The following is a 24455-nucleotide window of genomic DNA, read 5'->3' as shown; positions in this document are numbered from 1 at the left end:
TCACTCATTTATTAAAATGTGAATATAGTGGTGGAATATCATACATTTACGTATGAGCTAGAAAATTTAACACAAAGAGAGAAAATTCACGACAAACTAAAAGGGGGGACCAACCATGAGTCCATTAGTTATTGCAAACATTGTTCTAACAATCGTGGTTGTGCTTTATGCAGTAGGGTTATTTATCTATCTGTTAAAAACACGCTATAAATTCGTACAACTGGGGAAAAAGGTTGAGTTTGATGAAAGTGTCCAAGAACGTATTCGTTATTTAATGGTGAATGTGTTTGGTCAAAATAAGCTATTAAAGGATCCTAAAAGTGGTTTAATTCACGTTATGTTCTTTTACGGCTTCTTAATGGTTCAGTTAGGAGCCATCGATTTAATTTGGAAGGGGTTAGCTCCTGGGTCGCATTTACCACTTGGCATGTTCTATAGTGTATTCACTTTCTTCCAAGAGCTAGTAGTATTAATGATTTTAGTAGCGGTAGTATGGGCATTTTATCGCCGCTATGTAGAAAAACTAGTACGTCTAAAACGAGGCTGGAAAAATGGTCTTGTCTTAATTTTTATTGGAGGCTTAATGCTTTCAACATTATTAGCAAACGGTATGGGCCTTATCTGGCACGGAGAAGGTTTAACGTATACTGAGCCTATTGCTTCAAGCATTGCAGCTATTTTTGGCTTTTTACCAGCAACGGCAGCAGCAGCTATTTTCTATATTTCATGGTGGGCTCATTTATTAATTTTACTAACGTTCTTAATTTATGTGCCGCAATCGAAGCATTTCCACTTGATTGTCAGCCCACTTAATGTGTACATGAATCGTTTAGATCGCACAGGTACATTGACACCGATTGACTTCGAGGCACTTGAAGAAGCAGGTGAAAATGCTGAAAATGAAGAAGATATCCCATCTATTGGTGTAGGACGTATTCAAGATTTTACACAAAAGCAAATGCTTGATTTATATTCTTGTGTAGAATGTGGGCGTTGTACAAATATGTGTCCTGCAACAGGAACAGGGAAAATGCTATCACCAATGGATTTAATCGTTAAGCTTCGAGATCATTTAACGTTCACAGGTGCGGTTGTAACAAAGCAAAAACCATGGGTGCCATATCAATTTTTTGCAAATACAAAGGGTAATCAACTTGCGATGGCAGCTGGTGCTGAAGGTGCAGTTATTGAGGATATTTATAGTCCTTCATTAATCGGTGACGTTATTACAGAGGAAGAGATTTGGGCATGTACAACTTGCCGTAACTGTGAGGATCAATGTCCAGTTATGAATGAGCATGTCGATAAAATCATTGACCTACGTCGTTACTTAACGATGACAGAAGGAAAAGTAAACTCGGATGCTCAACGCGCAATGACAAATATAGAACGTCAAGGAAATCCTTGGGGTCTAAATCGAAAAGAAAAAGAAAACTGGCGTGACTTAGATCCAACGATCAATATTCCGACAGTGAAAGAATTGAAAAAATCAGGCGAAGAAATGGAGTACTTATTCTGGGTAGGCTCTATGGGTGCATTTGATAATCGATCACAAAAAATTGCACTAGCGTTCTGTCGTCTATTAAACGAGGCGGGCGTGAAGTTTGCTATTTTAGGAAATAAAGAGAAAAACTCTGGTGATACACCACGTCGTTTAGGAAATGAGTTTTTATTCCAAGAGCTAGCGACAGCAAATATCGATGAATTTGAGAAAAATGATGTGAAGAAAATTGTAACGATTGATCCGCATGCATACAATATCTTTAAAAATGAATATCAAGATTTTGGGTGGAAAGGCGAGGTTTATCATCATACTGAACTACTAAATGAATTGATAGAGGAAAATCGTTTAGTACTGAATCATGAAGTGGATGAAACAATTGTATTCCACGACTCTTGTTATTTAGGTCGTTACAATGATGTGTATGATGCACCACGTGAAATTTTACGAGGCATTCCAGGCGTCAAGCTTGTGGAAATGGAACGTAATCGCGAAACGGCAATGTGCTGTGGCGCAGGTGGTGGCTTAATGTGGATGGAAGAGCATGTAGGTAATCGCATCAATGTTGCGCGAACAGAGCAAGCTTTAGCAACAAACGCTTCCGTAATTTCTTCTGGATGCCCATACTGTTTAACGATGTTAGAGGATGGTACGAAGGCAAAAGAGGTTGAAGATACGATTAGTACGTTCGATGTAGCAGAATTATTAGAGCGCTCTGTGTTTGGTGAAAAAGTTAAAGCAGTGACAGAGAGTGATGAAGAAGTAACAGAAGAGATGCTAGAAGAGGTAGTAGCTTCAGTGGAGTCCCTGGAGCAAAACAAGAATGAAGAGTTAAACGCAGAAAAATAATAATTATTGTAGAAATATTTTCTTTATCTGAAAAATATAAATTGCACAATAATTAATTGTTTTGTAGAATAAGATTAATTAGAAATGGGAGTTGCTTAATAACTCCCATTTTTTTATCGGGAAGAGTCGAGCGAGCGTTCAGTCAATGGAGATTGCTTTGATGCTTCATCGATAAACGTAAAACAAAAGGGGTGTTTTACTTGAATAGAGCTGTAATTTTAGCAGGAGCAAGAACGGCATTTGGTAAATTTGCTGGATCACTTTCCGCACTTAACGCAAGTGATTTAGGTGCGATTGCCATTAAAGGGGCACTTGAAAGAGCAAATATAGCACCAGATGCAGTGGATGAAGTAATTTTAGGTACCGTTTTACAAGGTGGGCAAGGACAAATACCGTCAAGACAGGCTGCACTAAAAGCAGATTTACCTGTAGCAGTCAAAACAGAAACGATTAATAAAGTTTGTGCGTCGGGGATGCGCGCTGTAACTTTAGCCGATCAGTTAATTCGTTTAGGGGACGAAGAAGTGATTATTGCTGGTGGTATGGAGTCTATGTCAAACGCGCCTTACTATCTTCTAAATGGTCGAACTGGCCTACGAATGGGCGATTCTACAATGGTAGATGGAATGCTTTATGATGGGTTAACTTGTGCCTTTAATGAAGCAAGACCACCAATGGGGAGCTATGGCAATAAGGCTGCAATCGAATTTTCATTAAGTCGTCAAGAACAAGATGCATGGGCTGTTCGCAGTCATGAACGTGCTCTTGCCGCAATCGAACAAGGCTATTTTGCAGAGGAAATTGTACCTGTACAAATTGCACAACGTAAAGGTGAGCCGCTCATAGTAGATACTGATGAAGCGCCAAGACCAGGTACTACACAGGATGTGCTTGCTAAACTTAAACCAGCTTTTGAAAAGGATGGTTCAATTACAGCTGGCAATGCTCCTGGCGTCAATGATGGAGCATGTGCACTCGTTGTAATGAGTGAAGAACGTGCAATGCGTGAAGGAAGAGAACCACTTGCCGTAATTATCGGGCATGCAGAGATTGCAATTGATCCGGAAAATTTCCCGCAAACACCAGGTCTCGTTATTAATAACTTGCTAAAAAAGACGGGTAAAACATTAGCAGACATCGATGTCATTGAAATCAATGAAGCCTTTGCAGCAGTGGCTCTTATTAGTAACCAGCTTGCTGACCTAGATGCAGAAAAAGTGAATGTTAATGGTGGTGCAGTGGCACTTGGTCATCCTATAGGCGCTTCTGGTGCTCGCATTATATTAACATTAGCACATGAGTTAAAGCGTCGTGGTGGAGGAATCGGTATTGCTGCAATCTGCTCTGGTGGAGGGCAAGGCGATGCAATCATGATTGAAGTACCAAAACAAAGGGGACATGAATGATGGGAATCCAAAAGGTAATGGTGATTGGTGCTGGGCAAATGGGCTCAGGAATTGCACAAGTTTGTGCGCAGGCAGGCTATGATGTTTTATTAAATGATATAAAACAGCCGTTTTTTGAACGTGGCATAGGCGTTATTACGAAAAACTTAACACGTGATGTCGAAAAAGGCCGTAAAACCGAAGATGAAAAAACGGCTATTTTAGGTCGTATCAAGATGTCACTAGATTTAGAGGATGCTAGTGATGTAGATATTATTATCGAAGCAGCTGTTGAAAACATGGAAGTAAAGCAATCCATATTCAAGCAATTAGATGCAATTGCACCTGCACACGCCATTCTTGCGACAAATACATCATCACTTCCAATTACAGAAATTGCAGCTGTCACAAATAGACCAGAGCAAGTGATTGGCATGCACTTTATGAATCCAGTACCTGTCATGAAGCTTGTCGAAATTATTAGAGGTTTAGCTACAACTGACGAAGTATACAAAGCTGTGGAAGGAATGACTGTACAGCTATCCAAAACACCAGTGGAAGTAAATGACTTCCCAGGCTTTATTGCAAACCGTATTTTACTGCCAATGATAAATGAAGCAATTTATGCGTTGTATGAAGGTGTTGCAACGAAGGAAGCAATCGATGATGTGATGAAGCTTGGCATGAATCATCCAATGGGACCTTTAACATTAGCGGACTTTATCGGTTTAGATACATGTTTATCAATTATGGAAATTTTACATGAGGGCTTAGGTGATAGTAAGTACAGACCTTGTCCTTTATTACGGAAATATGTAGCAGCAGGCTGGCTTGGTAAAAAATCAGGAAGAGGCTTTTACGTTTACGAATAGTCCTATGGGGATGGGAAGATTCAGATTAATTACTTACGTCTCGGCGTAATTTTGTCCAGATTTTTCGAGTTATTCGAAAAGCTTTTTAAAATCTGTGACAACCGCCGAGGACTGTAACTTGATTCAGCTAGAAGATGAATGCTAAATCAAATTAAAATGTAATGCTACGTGACAGCATAGAGGGGTGACATTATAGATGCATTTACAATTTACAGATGAGCAGTTAATGATGCGTGATATGGTGCGAAGTTTCTCACAAGAGAAGATTGCACCGTGGGTAGAACGTATGGAGGCAGGAGAGTTTCCACGTGAACTCCTGCAACAGATGGGTGAGCTAGGTTTAATGGGGATCACAACGCCAGAAGAACTAGGTGGCTCTGCGATGGATTTTACATCATACATCATCGCTATCAATGAACTATCAAAAGTTAGTGCAGTAATGGGAGTTATATTATCAGTACATACTTCAGTAGGTACGAATCCTATTATTTATTTTGGGAATGATGAGCAGAAAAAGCGTTATGTTCCGAAGTTAGCTGCGGGTGAATATTTAGGCGCATTTTGTTTAACTGAGCCAAGCGCAGGTTCAGATGCAGGCTCACTACAATCAAAAGCGATACGCGATGGTGATGAGTATGTTATTAACGGCTCAAAAGTATTTATTACAAACGGAGGCGAAGCGGATGTTTATATCGTTTTTGCCTCAACCAATCAAGCTGAAAAAACACGTGGCATCTCAGCATTTATTGTTGAAAAGGGCACACCGGGCTTAATTATTGGTAAGGATGAACATAAAATGGGCCTACACGGTTCACGTACAGTTCAATTAACATTTGATAACTGTCGAATTCCAGTTGGAAACCTTCTTGGGGAGGAAGGGGAAGGCTTCAAAATAGCAATGGCTAATTTGGATGTTGGACGGATAGGAATTGCAGCACAAGCTTTAGGAATCGCTGAAGCGGCAATTGAAGCAGCAACTAGCTATGCCAAAGAGCGTGTGCAATTTGGTAAACCTATTTCAGCACAACAAGGAGTTGGCTTTAAGCTTGCTGATATGGCGACTGCCGTGGAAGCGTCAAAACTGCTTGTGTATCGAGCAGCTGATTTACGTGCGAAAGGTTTACCATGTGGAGCAGAAGCTTCGATGGCAAAGCTCTTCGCTTCACGTACAGCCGTACAAACAGCGATTGAAGCTGTACAAATTTTTGGAGGCTACGGTTATACGGAGGATTATCCGGTAGAACGTTATTTCCGTGATGCCAAAGTGACTGAAATTTACGAAGGTACAAGTGAAATACAAAAACTCGTTATTAGCAAACATTTAATTTAATAGAGAGCACCATTGTAAAAGAGTTAGTGCACGCGTGTTTATTAGGAATCCAATGAAGTCTTAGATGAAATTCATTAAAATTAAAGGGGAAATGGACAATGAACTTTCAATTAACAGAAGAACATGAACAATTACGTGAAATGATTCGCGACTTTGCTTTAAACGAGGTAGCACCATCAGCAGCGGAGCGCGATGAAAATGAGGAATTTGATCGTGCAATTTTCGACAAAATGGCTGAGTTAGGCTTAACAGGGATTCCGTGGCCAGAAGAATACGGCGGTGCAGGTTTTGATTATCTTGCTTATGTAATTGCTGTTGAGGAATTATCGCGTGTATGTGCTTCTACAGGCGTAACATTATCTGCGCATACATCTCTTGCTGGTTGGCCATTATATAAATTTGGCAATGAAGAACAAAAACAAAAATATCTTCGACCAATGGCAGAGGGCAAACATATCGGTGCTTATGGCTTAACAGAGCCAGGATCTGGATCCGATGCGGGTGGTATGAAAACATATGCAAAACGTGATGGCGATGATTATATTTTAAATGGTTCAAAGATTTTTATTACAAATGGTGGAGTAGCAGATACATATATCGTATTTGCTGTAACAGATCCAGAAGCGAAAAACGGTACTTCTGCTTTTATCGTTGAAGCAGGCTACGAAGGCTTTTCTGTTGGTAAAAAGGAGAAAAAGCTAGGGATTCGTTCATCACCAACAACAGAAATTATTTTCGATAACTGCCGTGTGCCAAAAGAAAACCTACTTGGGGCTGAAGGAGAAGGTTTTAAAATTGCTATGACAACACTTGATGGTGGTCGTAACGGCATTGCTGCACAGGCTGTGGGGATTGCTCAAGGTGCATTAGATGCTGCGGTTGACTATGCAAAAGAGCGTGTACAATTCGGTAAGCCAATTACGGCAAACCAAGGTGTTTCCTTTAAATTAGCTGATATGGCAACACAAATTGAAGCATCTCGTCTTCTTACATACCAAGCTGCTTGGTTAGAGACGAATGGTCTTCCATATGGTAAGGCATCGGCAATGGCTAAGTTAATGGCTGGTGATACAGCAATGAGCGTCACAACTGAAGCGGTTCAAGTTTTTGGTGGTTATGGTTATACGAAAGATTATCCAGTAGAACGCTATATGCGCGATGCAAAAATTACACAGATTTACGAAGGTACACAAGAGATTCAACGTCTTGTTATCTCACGTATGTTGACGAAATAATTTATGACAGAAAAAAACAAAAGGCCCCAAGTCCAGTCAACCGTGAAAGACGAAAATCTCATTGCCATTCGCCGAGAACAAATGATTCAAGGTGCCATTAAATTATTTAAAGAAAAAGGTTTCCATCGTGCGACAACAAGAGAAATTGCAAAAGCAGCAGGTTTTAGTATTGGTACATTGTATGAGTATATTCGTACGAAAGAAGATGTACTTTACCTCGTCTGTGATAGCATCTACCACCATGCGATGGAGCGACTATCAAGCTATGAAATAAAAGCAGGTACGATAGAAGAGTTAAAAGAAATGATTCGTGAGTATTTTTTACAAATTGATAGCATGGTTGATGAATTAACAATTATGTATCAGGAAACGAAATCATTATCCAAAGAAGCACAGCGTTATGTTTTCGGTAAAGAGTTTGAGATGGTTGCCACTTTTGAAAGGCTGTTGCAACGCTGTGTGCAGTCAGGGGAACTAACAATGACTGATAAGCAAATTCATTTGGCAGCGAATAATTTAGTTGTTCAAGGACAAAGCTGGGCGTTCCGTAAATGGGCGCTTCATCGTCAACATTCACTTGACGAGTATATCGAAATGCAAACAACATTGTTCATTTCAGGCATTAAGGGGTTTTAATAAGTTCCAAAGGGGTTCGTCGGTAATTGCATAAAGCGACATTGCAATTACCGATTTTTTTCATGATTTTGTATGGCAGAAAGCTCATAATAACGTCAAAACCATACAAACGGGTCAATTTCATAAGTAGTTTTTCTAAAAAGATATATGAACAAGTGAAGCGGAAGTAGCTCGGTGCTTGCCTGCGGGAAGTGTCTGCATGGAGCAAAATGATGCGTTTGAAAATAATATGAATTGAAATTAACTTAAACATCAATGAAAAGGTTTACTAAGGGGAGAAAGTGGGGGTTTCATATGACAAAGGTAGAAGTGTATCGTCCAAAAAATCACGTACGTTTTGTAACAGCATCAAGTCTTTTTGATGGACATGATGCTTCGGTCAATATTATGCGACGTATTTTACAATCAAGCGGAGTGGAAGTTATCCACCTAGGACATAATCGCTCTGTAGAAGAAGTCGTTAATGCTGCGATTCAAGAAGATGCTCAAGGTATTGCTTTGTCTTCTTATCAAGGTGGCCATATGGAATACTTTAAATATATGTTTGATTTACTGCGCGAAAAAGGGGCACCGCATATTAAAATATATGGCGGCGGCGGTGGTGTTATTTTGCCACGTGAAATTAAAGAATTACATGCTTATGGCATTGCGGGTATTTTCTCACCTGAAGATGGTCGAGTTCTAGGGCTGCAAGGAATGATTAATGAGCAAATTAAAGGAACTGATTTTCCAACTGCAACAGGCGACTATCTAGCAAAGCTTGATACTTTAACGACAGAGACACCAGAATTATTGGCGAACTTAATAACTGCTGCTGAATCGAATGATGATGAAGAAACGAAAAAGATGTTAGTGGAAGCACGTAAACGCTCAAAAGGAACACCAATTTTAGGGATTACAGGTACAGGTGGTGCAGGTAAATCTTCTTTAACAGATGAGCTTATCCGTCGTTTCTTGAAAGAATTCCCGGATAAACGTGTAGCGATTTTATCAGTCGATCCAACAAAGCAAAAAACAGGTGGAGCATTACTAGGGGACCGCATTCGTATGAATGCCATTTTCAATAACCGTGTTTATATGCGAAGTTTGGCGACACGTGGTTCTCGTACAGAGCTCTCTGCTTCTATTGGCGATGTGTTAGATGTCGTGCGTGTAGCAGGCTATGATTTAATTATTGTTGAAACAAGCGGAATTGGTCAAGGAGATGCAGAAATTACAAATTACACGGATCTATCCATGTACGTTATGACGAGTGAATTTGGTGCACCGACTCAGCTTGAGAAAATAGATATGATTGATTTTGCAGATGTTATTGCCATTAATAAGTTCGAACGAAAAGGCTCAGAAGATGCGTTACGTCAAGTGCAAAAGCAATACCAACGTTCACGAGAACTTTGGGATGAGCCAATTGATAAAATGCCTGTGTACGGTACGATTGCTAGTCAATTTAATGATAAAGGGACGAATGCTTTATTTGCTGCATTAGTTCACATTATTAATGAAAAAACAGGTAGTGACTGGGAAACAGGCTATGAGCAATTTGCTAAAACGCAAAAACAGGATGTTATTATTCCGAATGATCGCCGTTATTATCTACGCGAAATAACAGATACAGTGCGTGGATATCATAAAAAAACAGAACAACAAGTTGCATTTGCCCGTCGCCTATTCCAACTAGAGGGCGCCATCGTAGCAGTGAAAGAAAAGGCACCAGATGATGCACTTGTCGCATCGCTTACATCTTTAGCGGAAGGTGTCCGTGATGAATTAACAGCAGAGTCTAAGCGTATTTTAGATAATTGGCAAGCTTTGAAAGAAGCGTATGCTGGAGATGAATTTGTAACGAAGGTGCGCGATAAGGAAATTCGCACAATTTTAAAAACAACGAGTCTTTCAGGGACAAAAATACCGAAAGTTGTACTACCGAAGTTTGTTGACTATGGAGAAATTTTACGTTGGGTGTATCGTGAAAATGTACCAGGCGAATTCCCATATACTGCAGGTGTGTTCCAATTCAAACGTGAAGGTGAAGATCCGAAGCGACAATTTGCTGGAGAGGGTACACCAGAGCGAACAAATAAACGCTTCCATTATTTATCGAAAGACGATGATGCAAAGCGTTTATCAACAGCATTTGATTCGGTTACGTTATACGGTGAGGACCCAGATTACCGTCCAGATATTTACGGAAAAGTTGGAGAATCAGGTGTCTCAATTTGTACGCTTGAAGATATGAAGAAGCTCTATGCAGGATTTGACCTTTGTGCACCTTCTACCTCTGTATCCATGACAATCAATGGACCTGCGCCAATTATTTTGGCGATGTTTATGAACACAGCGATTGATCAGCAAGTAAAGCTGCGTGAAGCAGAACTTGGTAGACCTTTGACAGTTGAAGAATTTACAGAGACACGTGCGAAAACATTACAAGTTGTGCGTGGTACGGTACAGGCTGATATTTTAAAAGAAGACCAAGGGCAAAATACATGTATTTTCTCAACGGAATTTGCTCTTAGAATGATGGGCGACATTCAGCAGTATTTTATCGACAAAAAAGTACGTAACTACTACTCTGTTTCCATTTCGGGCTATCATATTGCAGAGGCTGGAGCCAATCCAATTTCCCAGCTAGCGTTTACACTCGCAAACGGCTTTACGTATGTTGAATACTATTTAAGTCGTGGTATGAATATTGACGATTTCGCACCAAATCTATCATTCTTCTTCTCAAATGGATTAGATCCAGAATATACAGTGATAGGCCGTGTTGCTCGTCGTATTTGGGCAGTTGTTATGCGCAATAAATACGGGGCAAATGAACGTGCTCAAAAGCTGAAGTATCATGTCCAAACATCTGGACGTAGTTTGCATGCACAAGAAATTGACTTCAATGATATTCGTACAACGTTACAAGCGCTTATGGCATTGCAGGACAATTGTAATTCATTGCATACAAATGCATATGATGAAGCAATAACTACTCCAACAGAGGAATCTGTACGACGAGCTATGGCAATTCAAATGATTATTACGAAAGAGCATGGTTTAGCGAAAAATGAAAACCCATTACAGGGGGCATTTATCGTTGAAGAATTAACAGATTTAGTAGAGGAAGCTGTGCTAGAGGAGTTTGATCGTATTAATGATCGCGGTGGTGTACTAGGTGCTATGGAAACACAATATCAACGCGGAAAAATTCAAGAAGAATCGATGCATTATGAAATGTTAAAACATTCGGGTGAATTACCGATAATCGGGGTAAACACATACTTAAATCCGAATCCACCAACGGATGATGCAATCGACAACATGGAAATTGCACGTGCATCGTCAGAAGAAAAAGAAACGCAAATTCGCAATTTGCAATTGTTCTGGCAACAACATGAAGGACAAACAGAAGCAGCAATTGCCCGCTTACAAGAGGTAGCTGTCAACAATGGTAATATTTTTGAAGAACTAATGGAAACCGTAAAAGTAGCTAGCCTAGGACAAATTACAAAGGCTTTATATGAAGTTGGTGGACAGTTCCGTCGCAACATGTAAAACAAATAGATGTTAATTTGCTAATTTGTGGAACGTAAATGCTAGTTTATCCGACATGCTGCTGTATTTTAAAGTGTCTAGTCATACGATTAGGCACTTCTTTTCATTTTCGTTATAATAGAAATGTAAAAAAGAGGGGGCGCAGTAGAGGATGAAATCAATAATTCACTACATTATTATTTTAGCTTTAGTATTGGGAGTTATTTTCCTGTATAATAAGCAAATTGGCGCTATTCCTTTATTGTTATTATCGATTTATTTATTTTTTCTAGGGATAAAAAAAATGTGTAATATAAAAAACAGTAATTGAAGCTAGCAAAGAGACTAAAACATTGTATATAATGGGTATTATGCTTATGGTATGGAAAGTTACTTTTGTGCGGTCTTTTTTAGCTGCGCTCCGAAAATAAAGCACTATTTAATTTTAAAACGTCCATTGTGATGAGAGGAAGGAAGTGCACGAATTGAATTTTCGTGAAATGACAAAGGAACAATTAGCGGAAGAATCGTTAATTAACTTAGCTTATGCAATTTTAACTGAAAAACGTGCTTCAGTGTCATTTAATGACCTGCTTACAATTATTAAAGAGCTAGTTGGCTATAGTGATGAGGAAATTAAATCACGCCTACTACAATTCTACACTGATATGAATGTTGATGGACGTTTCTTATTTAATCAAGAAACTGGTTGGGGCTTACGCGAATGGTTTAAAGTAGAACAAATCGAAGAAGAAACAGCTCCATCTGTGAAAACACACAAGAAAAAATCTAAAGCTACTCTTGATGATGATGATTTAGAAGAAGATATTGAAGAAGATGAAATTGACTTCGATGAGGATTATGAAGAGTTCGTTGAAGAAGAGGAAGAAGAAGAAGAAGATATCGATGGAGAAAAAGAAGATATTGACTTCGACGAAGAAGATATAGAAGACATCGAGGATGAAATTGATGAAGATTTCATTGAAGATGAGGAAGAGTTTGAAGAAGAAGAAGAGGAAGAAGTGTAACACAAATACACTTTGAATTTTCTTACTTTTGTACTTGTATTAAAAATTCTTGACTTATTTCACGGTTCCGTTTAATCTTTTACTTGGGCTCCTTAAAAAAAGGAGAAAGACCGTGTATATAATACGCTCCCCCTGCAAACCTATGCAGGAGGGGCGTTTTTTTTGTTTTTAACTTGCTGAATCAAGTTAAAGATCAAGGCGAATATCAATGATTTTAAGAGGAGCTTTTTGACCAGGCTCCAATAAAATTTGGAAGTACTCGCCGAGATGTAATGAATAATCAGTCAAGCTCTCCCAGCTAATAAATAATGATTTGAATACGAAAGTGGTAAACTAATCATTATGTATATTAATCGGTGACTGAGTTATATGGTAAAGCTTCTCATAGCGATAATAATTAGATTGCTTATAGGCGATGCTAACTATGAAAGTTTTACTACGAAGAACAATTTAGAAAAGTAAAAAAGATATAGAAACGATTACAGCTTCGAATCGACTGCATTTACATGTAGGCATTCTCGGCTTTTCTTATTTTAGGGATAGGAAAGCATCAAGTTTCTTTTTCATGTCCATACAATTGTGTTGTCAGTTTACATTTCCTTCCTGCAATTAGGCGATTGGTAAGCGGTATGACAGAATGGATGGACGCAATATACTTTTTTTACTAACAAGATCTAGTACAACATAAGGAGGAATTTTTCATGACAAAGTATATTTTTGTAACAGGTGGGGTTGTGTCATCACTTGGAAAAGGGATTGTAGCAGCATCTCTAGGACGTTTATTAAAAAACCGTGGGTTAGAAGTAACGATTCAAAAATTTGACCCATATATCAATATTGACCCAGGTACAATGAGCCCATATCAACATGGTGAGGTTTTCGTTACAGATGATGGCGCTGAGGCTGACTTGGACTTAGGTCACTATGAGCGTTTCATTGACATTAACCTAGGCAAACATTCAACTGTAACATCTGGTCGCGTATATCAATCTGTATTACAAAAAGAACGTCGTGGTGACTATAACGGCGGAACAGTTCAAGTAATTCCTCATATTACAAATGAAATTAAAGAACGTATCCAACGCGCAGGACGTGAAACGAATGCAGATGTTGTTATTACTGAGGTTGGAGGAACTGTAGGGGATATTGAATCACTACCATTCCTAGAGGCTATTCGTCAAATGAAAACCAATTTAGGCCATAACAATGTAATGTATGTTCACTGTACGTTAATTCCTTACATTAAAGCTGCCGGTGAATTAAAAACAAAACCAACACAACATTCTGTTAAAGAATTACGTTCTTTAGGGATTCAGCCAAATATTATCGTTGTACGTACAGAACAAGAAGTGCCAGAAGAAATGAAAGAAAAATTAGCATTATTCTGTGACGTTCAACCTCATGAAATTATCGAATCTCGTGATGCAGAGCATTTATATGAAGTACCATTAAATCTTCATGCGCAAGATTTCGATGATATCGTACTTGATCATTTCGGTATTGAAGCACCAGAGGCAGATATGGAAGAATGGCGCGACCTTGTTGCAAAAGTGAAGAGCCTACCAAATAAACGAAAAGTGGCATTAGTAGGTAAGTATGTAGAATTACAAGATGCTTATATTTCAGTTGTAGAGGCGTTAAAACATGCAGGTTATGCGTTTAACTCTGATATCGATATTGATTGGATTAACGCAGAGCATGTAGATGCTGACAATGTTGTAGCATTACTAAAAGATGCTGATGCTATTTTAGTACCAGGTGGCTTTGGTGATCGAGGCGTTGAAGGTAAAATTTTAGCAACTCAGTATGCTCGTGAAAATAACGTACCGTTTTTAGGTATTTGCTTAGGTATGCAACTAGCAACAATAGAATTTGCTCGTAACGTACTAGGCTTAAATGGAGCGCATTCTACAGAACTTGATGCGGAAACACAATATCCTATTATTGATTTCTTACCAGATCAAAACGATAACGTAGATATTGGTGGTACATTACGTTTAGGTTTATATCCATGTAAGTTAAAAGAAGGATCAAAAGCAAGTGATGCTTACGATAAAGAGCTTGTGTACGAACGTCACCGTCATCGTTATGAATTCAATAATGAATACCGCGAGGCAATGGAAGCGGCAGGTCTTGTATTCTCAGGTACAAGCCCAGACGGAAAATTAGTGGAAATTATTGAGCTACCAGAAAACAACTTCTTTGTAGCTTGCCAATTCCACCCAGAATTCGTATCACGTCCAAACCGTCCACAACCATTATTCCGTGATTTCATCGGAGCAACATTTAAATAAAACTAAAAAGGATGTCTCGTTATTTCGAGGCATCCTTTTAGTCTGTAGGCAAACTCGAAAAATATTGATTTTGCCTACAATTTTTTAATAACACTAAGGAAATCGCCAATAACCTTCCTGAATTGCTAAAAGCATGGAAATGTACGTTTCAGCGAGGAGTCGATATCTTCTGCTTCATTCTAAAAAAATTCCATTTTAAGGCATGCTAAAAGGTACCAAAAATGAACTTCTCGATGCCTTTGTGTATAGCGGTTTAATTTTTATATAGTGAAGCTTTATAGCTCTTCATCATCAAATCCGAGCATTTCATCATAAGCGATTTTTATAGCTTCATAAATGAATAGGGCAGCTATTGCATGCGGTACAACAATGCGCTCACCTAAATCATTAGGTAACAATCCTCCGCGCATACGAGTAGAGATATATGTATACGCTAAATCGGCTAATGGATTTTCTGCATTTGCTACTTCACTAGCTACGGCTGCAAATGGAATAAAGTGTTCGTTCAATTTTTTTGCTAAAGCTAAAGCTTCCAGATCGTGTGCACTACGGGTAAAAATACAAATACGATCGGCTTCACTAACTTCAGTATGCTCTGTCCAAGGGAGTAGCTTAGCGAAACGCTCAACACCTTGAAGTGCATTTAACTCGACAACTTGCATTTCGCCAAAACAAGCAAAGTAAACATTTCCTTCGCCTATTGCTGCTTGTGCAAGTAAACGTGCTGTTTCTTCAATAGATTCTTCTTCGCTTTGTGTTATTCTTTGTAATAATCCGCTCAGCTGTGTTGTTAATATTTTTGACATGATTCCACCTCAATCAATATTATATGTATGTGTGAAGCAGAAAGCAAAAGTAGATAATTTATAATACTAGAAGGTATTAAGCTGTAAAAGGAGAATAATACATAATATAGATATCTTTGTGCAAAATAATAATTCAAAAAGGGCGGAATGCAATGTGAAACGATTACTAATTGTTGATGATCAGCAGGGAATTCGTTTGCTATTAAATGAAGTTTTGAAAAAAGAAGGTTATGTTACATATTTAGCAGCTAATGGCGCTGAAGCACTACGTTATGCAGAGGAAGAATCAATGGATTGTGTATTGCTAGATATGAAGATTCCTGGCATGGATGGCATAGAAATTTTAAAATGTTTAAAAGAGAAATGGCCGCAATTACCTGTCTTTATGATGACCGCTTACGGTGAATTAGATGTAGTACAGGAAGCATTGGAATTAGGGGCAATTCGTTACTTTACTAAGCCATTTGATATTTTTGAAGTACGTGATGCAGTAAATAAAACATTAAACACATAATAAACAGGCAGTGGCAAACACCGCCTGTTTTTTACATATGCTCGAATAGTTGATGCTGATGATAATTGTCGCTGCGTAGGACTACGCTATCGGTGCTAAAATATAAGCACCTGAAATTTCTTTTCAGGTGCTTTTGATAAAAGGGCACCTGTCGCTGCGTAGGACTACGCTATCGGTGCTAAAATATAAGCACCTGAAATTTCTTTTCAGGTGCTTTTGATAAAAGGGCACCTGTCGCTGCGTAGGACTACGCTATCGGTGCTAAAATATAAGCACCTGAAATTTCTTTTCAGGTGCTTTTGATAAAAGGGCACCTGTCGCTGCGTTGCTCTCCGCTATCGGTGCTAAAATATAAGCACCTGAAATTTCTTTTCAGGTGCTTATATTTTTGCTATGATTAAATAGCACATTTATGTATAAAGAATAGTCCTAAAAGGAGGATTTTTAGTATGGCATTAGTATCTATGAAAGAGATGTTAATTAAAGCAAAGGCAGAAGGTTATGCAGTTGGTCAATTCAACATCAACAACCTTGAATGGACACAAGCAATTTTACAAGCAGCGGAAGAAGAGAAATCACCTGTAATCCTTGGCGTATCTGAAGGCGCAGGTAAATATATGGGTGGATTTATCTCAGTAGTACACATGGTAAAAGGATTAATGGAATCTTATGGTATTACAGTTCCAGTTGCTATTCATCTTGACCATGGTTCTAGCTTTGAAAAGTGTAAAGAAGCGATTGATGCAGGATTTACTTCTGTTATGATTGATGCTTCACACCATCCTTTCGAAGAAAATATCGCAACTACTTCAAAAGTAGTTGAATATGCACATGCCAAAGGTGTCTCTGTAGAAGCTGAGCTTGGAACAGTTGGTGGGGACGAGGATGGCGTAATTGGTGGTATTATGTACGCTGATCCAGAAGAATGCCGTAAAATGGTTGAATTAACAGATATTGATTGCCTAGCACCAGCACTTGGCTCTGTACATGGTCCTTACAAAGGAGAACCAAACTTAGGCTTTAAGGAAATGGAGGAAATCTCAAACTTAGCAGATCTTCCTTTAGTATTACATGGTGGTACAGGTATTCCAACAAAAGATATTCAACGCTCAATTTCATTAGGTACTGCTAAAATTAACGTTAATACTGAAAATCAAATCGCAGCTACAAAAGTGATTCGTGAAATTCTTGACAATGATAAAGATGTTTACGATCCTCGTAAATTCTTAGCGCCAGCTCGTGAAGCGATTAAAACAACAGTTGTCGGTAAAATCCGTGAATTTGGAAGTGCACAAAAAGCATAATTTAGCTTCTTATATTGTACAAAAGCAAAGATGAATACACATAATAAGAGAAGTGTTGATGCTAGCAATCGACCTTCTCTTGTTTTTGACATAATAACTTTTTTGAAAAAAATTAAAAATATAAACAAATACGGTTTAGGAGGAAATATTATGAAATTCTTTATTGATACAGCAAACTTTGACGAAATTAAAGAAGCACACGCATGGGGTATTTTATCGGGTGTTACGACAAATCCATCATTAGTTGCAAAAGAGGAAAACGTTTCTTTTCATGATCGACTACGTGAAATTGCAGAGCTTGTAGACGGCTCAGTAAGTGGAGAGGTAATTGCATTAGATGCTGAAGGAATGATTAAAGAAGGTCTAGAGTTAGCTGCGATTGCTCCGAATATCACAGTTAAATTACCGATGACACCAGCTGGCTTAGAGGCTTGCCGCTTCTTTGCAAACAAAGGTATTAAAACAAACGTAACACTAATTTTTAGTGCAAACCAAGCATTAATGGCTGCGCGTGCGGGTGCTACATATGTATCACCATTTATCGGCCGTTTAGATGATATTGGTCTAAATGGTGTAGAGCTTATTGAAACAATTTCAGATATTTTTACAATCCATAACATTGAAACGCAAATTATTGCAGCATCTATTCGTCACCCTCAACACGTAACGGCGGCAGCACTTGCGGGCGCTCATATTTCAACAACTCCTTTTAAAGTGTTAAAACAACTTTTCCACCATCCATTAACGGAAAAAGGAATTGAAGGATTTTTAGCGGATTGGAATAAGCGAAAAGGTGAATAATAAGATTATAAAGTGAGTCAAATGCTAAAATTACTTTCCAATCATGAGGGAGAACGCAAAATGGATGTTTATAAAATTACAGGCGAAAATCGTCTAAAAGGTACAATTAAAGTTAGTGGTGCAAAAAATAGTGCAGTCGCCTTAATACCAGCATCAATTTTGGCGAACTCTCCAGTGACAATTGGAGGGATTCCAGAAATTTCAGATGCTTGGACTTTAAAAGCCTTGTTAGAAGAGATCGGTGGAGAAGTACAATTTGAGAATGGCAAAATGATTATTGATCCTTCCGAAATGCTTGCACTACCTTTGCCAAATGGTAATGTAAAAAAACTCCGTGCCTCTTATTATTTAATGGGGGCAATGCTTGGTCGCTTCAAAAAGGCTGTCATTGGCTTGCCAGGTGGTTGCTTCTTAGGACCGCGTCCGATTGATCAACACATTAAAGGCTTTGAGGCACTTGGTGCTAAAATTACAAACGAGCACGGTGCGATTTATTTACGTGCAGAAGAATTAATTGGTGCCAAAATTTATTTAGATGTCGCAAGTGTTGGCGCTACAATCAATATTATGTTGGCAGCAGTACGTGCAAAGGGTCGTACGGTTATTGAAAATGCAGCAAAAGAACCTGAAATAATCGACGTAGCAACACTTCTTACAAATATGGGTGCCAATATTAAAGGTGCTGGTACAAGTGTAATTCGTATCGAAGGTGTTGATGAGCTGCACGGTACGGAGCATACAATTATTCCTGACCGTATTGAAGCTGCAACTTTTATGATTATGGCAGCAGCAGTTGGCGACGGCATTACGATAGACAATGTAATTCCGCTACATTTAGAGGCAATTACTGCAAAACTTCGTGAAATGGGCGTCAAGATTGATATAGGTGAGGAAAGCATTTTTGTTCCAAAAACAGACCTATCTACATTGCAGGCAGTTGATGTTAAGACGATTGTGTATCCTGGATTCCCTACAGATATTCAGCAACCACTTTCTGTGTTAATGACACAGGCATTTGGCTCCTCAAAAATTACAGATACGATCTATTCGGCTCGGTTTAAACATATTGATGAGCTACGTCGTATGAATGCCAACGCACGTGTAGAAGGGAATACAGCGATAATTACCGGTCAAAGTAAATTACATGGCTCAAGCGTAACTGCAACAGACCTTCGCGCGGGTGCAGCATTAGTATTAGCTGGACTATTAGCAGAAGGTGAAACTGAAATTCACGATATCTATCATATTGAACGTGGCTATAGCTCACTTATTGAAAAATTACGTGACTTAGGCGCAGATATTCGACGTGAAACAATTATGGTCAGTGTTGCAGAGGCAAAGGAATAATGTGAGCTAAAAGTTTCGAGCCAATTATGTTACAATAAAGGTAATTTGAATGTTTCGGCACAATGAAACATGCCGATAACGGGAGGCAAAACAACAATGGAACGTAGTTTATCGATGGAAGTAGTACGAGTAACAGAGGCAGCAGCAATCGCATCCGGGAAATGGATGGGTCGCGGTTTGAAAATTGAGGCAGATGATGCAGCAACGACAGCAATGCGCTCAATGTTCGATACGATTCCAATGCATGCTACAGTAGTTATTGGGGAAGGTGAAATGGACGAAGCGCCAATGCTTTATATCGGTGAAGAACTTGGCCTTCGTAATGGCGGTCCTCAAGTAGACATAGCAGTCGATCCTTTAGAAGGTACAAATATAGTAGCAAAAGGTACAAATGGTGCAATGACTGTATTAGCAATTGCTGATAAGGGTAATCTGTTAAATGCACCAGATATGTATATGGAGAAAATCGCTGTAGGGCCAGAAGCTGCAGGAAAAGTTGATATTAATGCCTCTGTTACTTATAATTTATTACAAGTAGCAAAAGCAAAAAATAAAGATATTTCTGATGTAGTAGCTACTCTATTAGATCGCCCTCGCCATCAAGCAATAGTAGATGAGATTCGTGAAGCGGGAGCACGTATTAAATTTATTCAAGATGGAGATGTAGGTGCTGCTATTAACACAGCATTCGATGAAACAGGCATCGACATTATGTTTGGAATGGGCGGCGCACCAGAAGGTGTTATTTCAGCTGTTGCATTAAAATGCCTAGGCGGAGACTTCCAGGCCAAATTAGTGCCAGAAGACGAAGATCAGTTAGAACGCTGTAAAAAAATGGGCGTAGATGTAGAGAAAGTTCTTTACTTAGATGACTTAGTAAAAGGTGACGATGCAATTTTTGCAGCAACTGCAGTTACAGATTGTGAGCTTTTAAAAGGTGTTCAGTACAAAGGAGCTTACGCATTAACACATTCAGTTGTTATGCGAGCGAAAACAGGTACTGTACGATTTGTAGAAGGTCGTCACGCGCTTGATAAAAAACCTAGCTATTAATAATATTTTCTTCTAAAATATACCTAGTGCAACTTATTTGCACTAGGTACCTTCTTCTTCATTAAATCCATCCATAGTTTTACTTAAAACTTCTATGTTTACCCCAATACATGCATTATATTTTGAAAAAGACTGGAGTTGTGCATATGTCTGCATTGACAATCGCTCAATTAGAAAACATGACGTTAAAAGAGCTTTACGCCCTCGCACGCCAATACAAAATTTCGTATTATAGCAAACTAACGAAAAAGGAATTAATTTTTGCTATTTTGAAAACGCGTTCAGAACAAGAGGGTTATTTCTTTATGGAAGGGGTACTTGAAATTGTTTCGCAAGAGGGCTTCGGCTTCCTTCGTCCAATAAATTACTCACCGAGTAAAGAAGATATTTATATTTCAGCTTCTCAAATTCGTCGTTTCGATCTTCGTAATGGGGATAAGGTGTCTGGCAAAGTACGCCCACCTAAAGAAAATGAACGTTACTATGGCTTACTACAGGTTGATGCTGTAAATGGAGAAGACCCTGAAGTAGCAAAAGAACGTGTTCACTTCCCAGCATTAACGCCGTTATATCCTGATCGTCAAATTAAGCTTGAAACAACACAGAGCAATCTATCAACACGAATTATGGATTTAGTAGCACCAGTAGGATTTGGTCAACGTGGTTTAATCGTCGCGCCTCCAAAAGCCGGTAAAACATCTTTACTTAAAGAAATTGCCAATGCCATTACAACGAATCACCCTGAGGCTGAGTTAATCGTCTTACTTATTGATGAGCGCCCTGAGGAAGTAACGGACATTGAGCGTTCTGTTAATGCGGATGTCGTGAGTTCTACGTTCGATGAAGTACCAGAAAATCATGTTAAGGTAGCGGAAATCGTGTTAGAACGAGCTCGCCGTTTAGTAGAACATAAACGTGACGTTATTATTTTAATGGACTCTATTACGCGTCTTGCACGTGCGTATAACTTAGTTATTCCACCGAGCGGTCGTACGCTTTCAGGTGGTATTGACCCTGCAGCCTTCCATAGACCAAAACGATTCTTCGGTTCTGCTCGTAATATCGAAGAAGGTGGTAGCTTAACAATTTTAGCTACAGCTTTAGTAGATACTGGATCACGTATGGATGAAGTAATCTATGAGGAATTTAAAGGGACTGGTAACTTAGAGTTGCACTTAGATCGACAACTAGCAGAGCGTCGTATTTTCCCTGCGCTTGATATTCGTCGTTCAGGTACACGTAAGGAAGAATTACTTCTTGAACCAGAACAACTTGAAAAACTATGGGCAATTCGCAAAACATTTTCAGATGCACCAGATTTTGCAGAGCGTTTCTTGAAAAAAATACGCACAACAAAATCAAACGAAGAATTTTTCGAAAAGTTAAATGAAGATATGAAAAAGGCCACTAAAGGTAAAGGGCTACTTTAAAAATGCAGACACCATTGACTAGTAATAGTTAATGGTGTTTTCGTTTTGATTACTGCCGTTAATTTCCGCCATGAGAGGTGCCAGGCACTCAAACAATTTTACTAGTTGATTGGAGCGGAGACGACTCTTGCGGCTTACGGTGTGCCCGCGGAAAGCGTCCGACCGTAGCGGAAATCAACGAAGCAAGTTTATCCCTACTCTGACACCATTGACTAGTAATAGTTAATGGTGTTTTCGTTTTGATTACTGCCGTTAATTTCCGCCATGGGAGGTACCAGGCACTCAAACAATTTTACTAGTTGATTGGAGCGGAAGCGGACGACTCTTGCGGGAACGCACAAAACGTAAGCCGCAACAGACCGCGCGTAGCGACTCTTGCGGCTTACGTGTGTGCCCGTGGAAAGCGTTCGCCTGTAGCGGAAATCAACGAAGCAAGTTTATCCCTACTCTGACACCATTAACTAATAATAGTAATTGGTGTTTTTTTCTTGCGCTCTAAAAAGTATAATGAAATTGATAATCATTATCAATATAATGATGGTATGTCTTATTAGTTGAGGAGAACGCAATGAATTATGATGCCTACATGCTTCTATGGGAAAATGCACATATCAAGGTAAAACACATTGAATATGTATTTAACAACGAGGTGCAAAAAAAAGAAGTAATGAATTACAGTTCGTTATTAATCATCACAGTTGGTGAAGCAGAAATTATTATTGGAAATAATCCTTATCATGTGCAACAATTTAGCATTTTTCATATTGGAAAGTCCCAAACACTACATATAAAATCAAAAAAGCCTTTAAATTATTTTTTAATTCACTATAAAGGCGACGTCATTTATGTTGATGCATTTATGCAACATTTACAAATGCAATATCAACCTTTTCAAACAGAGTTCTCATGTGTACCTGCTAATCCTATTGTGATACAAAAGTTGTTGCACGACATGTTTAACAAGTGGCAGACAGGTTCTATTCATGAGCATGTATTTGTAAAAGCATCCTTTTATGAGCTCATTTATCGTGTGTTTCAAGAGCTTGCTGAAGGGCAAGGTAAACCACATGAAATGGATAAGGTAGAATTAGCACGTTTATTTTTAGAAGAACATATTCATGAGCCGTTATCAATACAAACGCTAGCAGATTCACTTCAAATTAGTACACGACATTTATTACGCATTTTTAAAGCTCGTTATGGAATAGGGCCACAAATTTATTTGCAGCAACTCAAAATTAAACGCGCAAAACAATATTTAATGGCCAATCAATATGACATTAAAGAAATCGCTATTTCTCTTGGATATGAAGATGAATACTATTTTAGTAGAGCCTTTAAAAAGGAGACAAGTATGGCGCCAACTATTTTTAGGCTGAAATATACAGCCGCTATGTCCGAAATTGCTATTACAAATGAGAATCATTTTCAATACAATAAGAATCAGCTCGAGCAAGCAAAACGATTTAAGATTGGGGAAAATGAAGTCATGATGAAAAAAATGCTTAAACATATAAAGACGCCCTTTTTGCTAAGTTTGTTAGTTTTACTAGCAGCATGTGGTGAGGATACAAAACAACCAGCTGAAAATAATGATAGTGTACCTAAAACAGAAGAAGCAGAGACTAAAACTATTACGGACGACAGTGGCCGAGAAGTAGAAATTCCAGTAAAAGCACAGCGTATTGTGACAGACTGGTATATGGGACAAATCCTTGCATTGGATGTTGTGCCAGTAGGAGCAATCACAGCCAATTTAAACTATGCAGCATTTTTAAAACCGTACTATAAAGACGGAGAAATTACGAATGTCGGAACAGACGGTAATGCATCATTAGAAAAGATTTTAGAATTAAAGCCAGATTTAATCATTACATGGAATCCAGAAGATGTTGAAAAATATGAAAAAATTGCACCGACAATCGTTTTTTCTGATACAGCCTATAATTCAGCTACTGATGAAGTCAAAGCAATGGGCGAATTTTTAGGAAGACAGGAAGAAGCAGACGCATTTGTCAAAGATTTTGAAAATCGTGTAACGCAAGCACAACAAAAAATAAATGCGGCTATTCCAGAAGGTGCTACTTTTACGATTTTTGATTTATTTGAAAAAAATGCAACTGTTGTTGGAAATTCCAGTGTGTCAGGTGGACGAGCACTTTATCAAATTCTTGGTGTAAAACCACAAGAAAAAATTCAGGAGCTACTTGATACAAAGGAATCAAATGGCGGGCGCTATGAAATCTCCTATGAAGTAGTCGGTGACTATGTTGGTGATTACGTCTTCGTTATTAATTTCTTTAATAAAGACGGGAAACTCCCTCCAACTTGGACAAATCTTGATGTTGTCAAAAATAATAAAACAATTCCTTTAGAAGCGGAATACTATTTTGCTTCCGATCCTTTATCTGGACTACATCAAGCAGAAGATTTAGCTGACAAAATAGTAGAGTATACAAAGTCTCAGGAAAAATAAAAAGTAGAAATGTGGAGAACACATGAGGTGAGCTACCTGATTTGCAATTAGGTAGCTTTCGTTTAATAGAGC

At 38.7% G+C, this 24455-nt stretch carries 17 protein-coding genes; 16 read left to right on the top strand and 1 reads right to left on the bottom strand.

Annotated features, from left to right (window positions below; translation table 11 throughout):
- The first annotated feature begins 115 nt into the window (after positions 1-115).
- The 9 genes from NSQ74_RS00645 to NSQ74_RS00605 all read left to right on the top strand — a co-directional run bounded on the left by NSQ74_RS00645 (position 116) and on the right by NSQ74_RS00605 (position 14652).
- Positions 116-2350: a (Fe-S)-binding protein gene (locus NSQ74_RS00645; protein ID WP_340821013.1), complete on the top strand. Its 2235-nt coding sequence runs from the start codon at positions 116-118 to the stop codon at positions 2348-2350.
- A 200-nt stretch (positions 2351-2550) separates the two neighbouring features.
- Positions 2551-3756, top strand: a complete 1206-nt coding sequence (locus NSQ74_RS00640; RefSeq protein WP_340821012.1) for an acetyl-CoA C-acetyltransferase — start codon at positions 2551-2553, stop codon at positions 3754-3756.
- Entirely contained in the window at positions 3756-4607 is an 852-nt protein-coding gene (locus tag NSQ74_RS00635) for a 3-hydroxybutyryl-CoA dehydrogenase (protein ID WP_340826370.1), read from the top strand. Before NSQ74_RS00640 ends, NSQ74_RS00635 begins: the two co-directional genes overlap by 1 nt.
- A 196-nt stretch (positions 4608-4803) precedes the next feature.
- Complete coding sequence (locus NSQ74_RS00630; protein ID WP_340821011.1) at positions 4804-5937, top strand: acyl-CoA dehydrogenase; 1134 nt, start codon at positions 4804-4806, stop codon at positions 5935-5937.
- 98 nt (positions 5938-6035) lie between these two features.
- Positions 6036-7172, top strand: coding sequence for an acyl-CoA dehydrogenase (locus NSQ74_RS00625; protein WP_340821010.1), 1137 nt, complete (start codon positions 6036-6038; stop codon positions 7170-7172).
- Between the two features lie 3 nt (positions 7173-7175).
- Positions 7176-7808 (top strand): TetR/AcrR family transcriptional regulator, encoded by a 633-nt coding sequence (locus NSQ74_RS00620; protein WP_173478637.1) that lies wholly within the window; start codon positions 7176-7178, stop codon positions 7806-7808.
- 294 nt (positions 7809-8102) lie between these two features.
- Complete coding sequence (gene icmF / locus NSQ74_RS00615) at positions 8103-11351, top strand: fused isobutyryl-CoA mutase/GTPase IcmF (RefSeq protein WP_340821009.1); 3249 nt, start codon at positions 8103-8105, stop codon at positions 11349-11351.
- A gap of 464 nt (positions 11352-11815) precedes the next feature.
- Positions 11816-12358 (top strand): DNA-directed RNA polymerase subunit delta, encoded by a 543-nt coding sequence (gene rpoE, locus NSQ74_RS00610; protein ID WP_340821008.1) that lies wholly within the window; start codon positions 11816-11818, stop codon positions 12356-12358.
- A gap of 701 nt (positions 12359-13059) precedes the next feature.
- Complete coding sequence (locus NSQ74_RS00605) at positions 13060-14652, top strand: CTP synthase (RefSeq protein WP_340821007.1); 1593 nt, start codon at positions 13060-13062, stop codon at positions 14650-14652.
- A 275-nt stretch (positions 14653-14927) separates the two neighbouring features.
- Here NSQ74_RS00605 and NSQ74_RS00600 read toward each other — a convergent pair whose 3' ends face one another.
- Entirely contained in the window at positions 14928-15458 is a 531-nt protein-coding gene (locus NSQ74_RS00600; protein ID WP_340821006.1) for a DUF2529 family protein, read from the bottom strand.
- 154 nt (positions 15459-15612) lie between these two features.
- On the opposite strand from NSQ74_RS00600, the gene NSQ74_RS00595 reads away from it, so the two are divergent.
- The 7 genes from NSQ74_RS00595 (at position 15613) to NSQ74_RS00565 (ending at position 24383) form a co-directional block, all read left to right on the top strand.
- Positions 15613-15972, top strand: coding sequence for a response regulator (locus NSQ74_RS00595; protein ID WP_340821005.1), 360 nt, complete (start codon positions 15613-15615; stop codon positions 15970-15972).
- Between the two features lie 449 nt (positions 15973-16421).
- Complete coding sequence (locus NSQ74_RS00590) at positions 16422-17276, top strand: class II fructose-bisphosphate aldolase (protein ID WP_340821004.1); 855 nt, start codon at positions 16422-16424, stop codon at positions 17274-17276.
- Positions 17277-17426: 150 nt separating this feature from the next.
- Positions 17427-18077: a fructose-6-phosphate aldolase gene (fsa, locus tag NSQ74_RS00585; RefSeq protein WP_340821003.1), complete on the top strand. Its 651-nt coding sequence runs from the start codon at positions 17427-17429 to the stop codon at positions 18075-18077.
- Between the two features lie 60 nt (positions 18078-18137).
- Positions 18138-19424 (top strand): UDP-N-acetylglucosamine 1-carboxyvinyltransferase, encoded by a 1287-nt coding sequence (locus NSQ74_RS00580; protein ID WP_340821002.1) that lies wholly within the window; start codon positions 18138-18140, stop codon positions 19422-19424.
- A 96-nt stretch (positions 19425-19520) separates the two neighbouring features.
- The gene (glpX, locus tag NSQ74_RS00575; protein WP_340821001.1) at positions 19521-20477 is read left to right on the top strand and encodes a class II fructose-bisphosphatase; all 957 of its coding nucleotides are present in this window, start codon (positions 19521-19523) and stop codon (positions 20475-20477) included.
- Between the two features lie 146 nt (positions 20478-20623).
- Positions 20624-21907 (top strand): transcription termination factor Rho, encoded by a 1284-nt coding sequence (gene rho / locus NSQ74_RS00570; protein ID WP_340821000.1) that lies wholly within the window; start codon positions 20624-20626, stop codon positions 21905-21907.
- A gap of 568 nt (positions 21908-22475) precedes the next feature.
- Positions 22476-24383, top strand: coding sequence for an AraC family transcriptional regulator (locus NSQ74_RS00565; RefSeq protein WP_340820999.1), 1908 nt, complete (start codon positions 22476-22478; stop codon positions 24381-24383).
- Positions 24384-24455 lie beyond the last annotated feature (72 nt).

The sequence above is a fragment of the Lysinibacillus sp. FSL W8-0992 genome, from assembly GCF_038008685.1.
GTDB lineage: Bacteria > Bacillota > Bacilli > Bacillales_A > Planococcaceae > Lysinibacillus.
The sequence above is the reverse complement of the archived record's forward strand: the minus strand, read 5'-3'. Positions and strand labels throughout refer to the sequence as shown.

Excerpts from the sequence above, each read along its gene's own strand:
- icmF (WP_340821009.1), top strand. The coding sequence starts at position 8,103 with ATGACAAAGGTAGAAGTGTATCGTCCAAAAAATCACGTACGTTTTGTA.
- fsa (WP_340821003.1), top strand. The coding sequence starts at position 17,427 with ATGAAATTCTTTATTGATACAGCAAACTTTGACGAAATTAAAGAAGCA.
- NSQ74_RS00580 (WP_340821002.1), top strand. The coding sequence starts at position 18,138 with ATGGATGTTTATAAAATTACAGGCGAAAATCGTCTAAAAGGTACAATT.
- rho (WP_340821000.1), top strand. The coding sequence starts at position 20,624 with ATGTCTGCATTGACAATCGCTCAATTAGAAAACATGACGTTAAAAGAG.
- NSQ74_RS00605 (WP_340821007.1), top strand. The coding sequence starts at position 13,060 with ATGACAAAGTATATTTTTGTAACAGGTGGGGTTGTGTCATCACTTGGA.
- NSQ74_RS00600 (WP_340821006.1), bottom strand. The coding sequence starts at position 15,458 with ATGTCAAAAATATTAACAACACAGCTGAGCGGATTATTACAAAGAATA.
- NSQ74_RS00625 (WP_340821010.1), top strand. The coding sequence starts at position 6,036 with ATGAACTTTCAATTAACAGAAGAACATGAACAATTACGTGAAATGATT.
- NSQ74_RS00620 (WP_173478637.1), top strand. The coding sequence starts at position 7,176 with ATGACAGAAAAAAACAAAAGGCCCCAAGTCCAGTCAACCGTGAAAGAC.
- glpX (WP_340821001.1), top strand. The coding sequence starts at position 19,521 with ATGGAACGTAGTTTATCGATGGAAGTAGTACGAGTAACAGAGGCAGCA.
- NSQ74_RS00630 (WP_340821011.1), top strand. The coding sequence starts at position 4,804 with ATGCATTTACAATTTACAGATGAGCAGTTAATGATGCGTGATATGGTG.
- NSQ74_RS00590 (WP_340821004.1), top strand. The coding sequence starts at position 16,422 with ATGGCATTAGTATCTATGAAAGAGATGTTAATTAAAGCAAAGGCAGAA.
- NSQ74_RS00565 (WP_340820999.1), top strand. The coding sequence starts at position 22,476 with ATGAATTATGATGCCTACATGCTTCTATGGGAAAATGCACATATCAAG.
- NSQ74_RS00645 (WP_340821013.1), top strand. The coding sequence starts at position 116 with ATGAGTCCATTAGTTATTGCAAACATTGTTCTAACAATCGTGGTTGTG.
- NSQ74_RS00635 (WP_340826370.1), top strand. The coding sequence starts at position 3,756 with ATGGGAATCCAAAAGGTAATGGTGATTGGTGCTGGGCAAATGGGCTCA.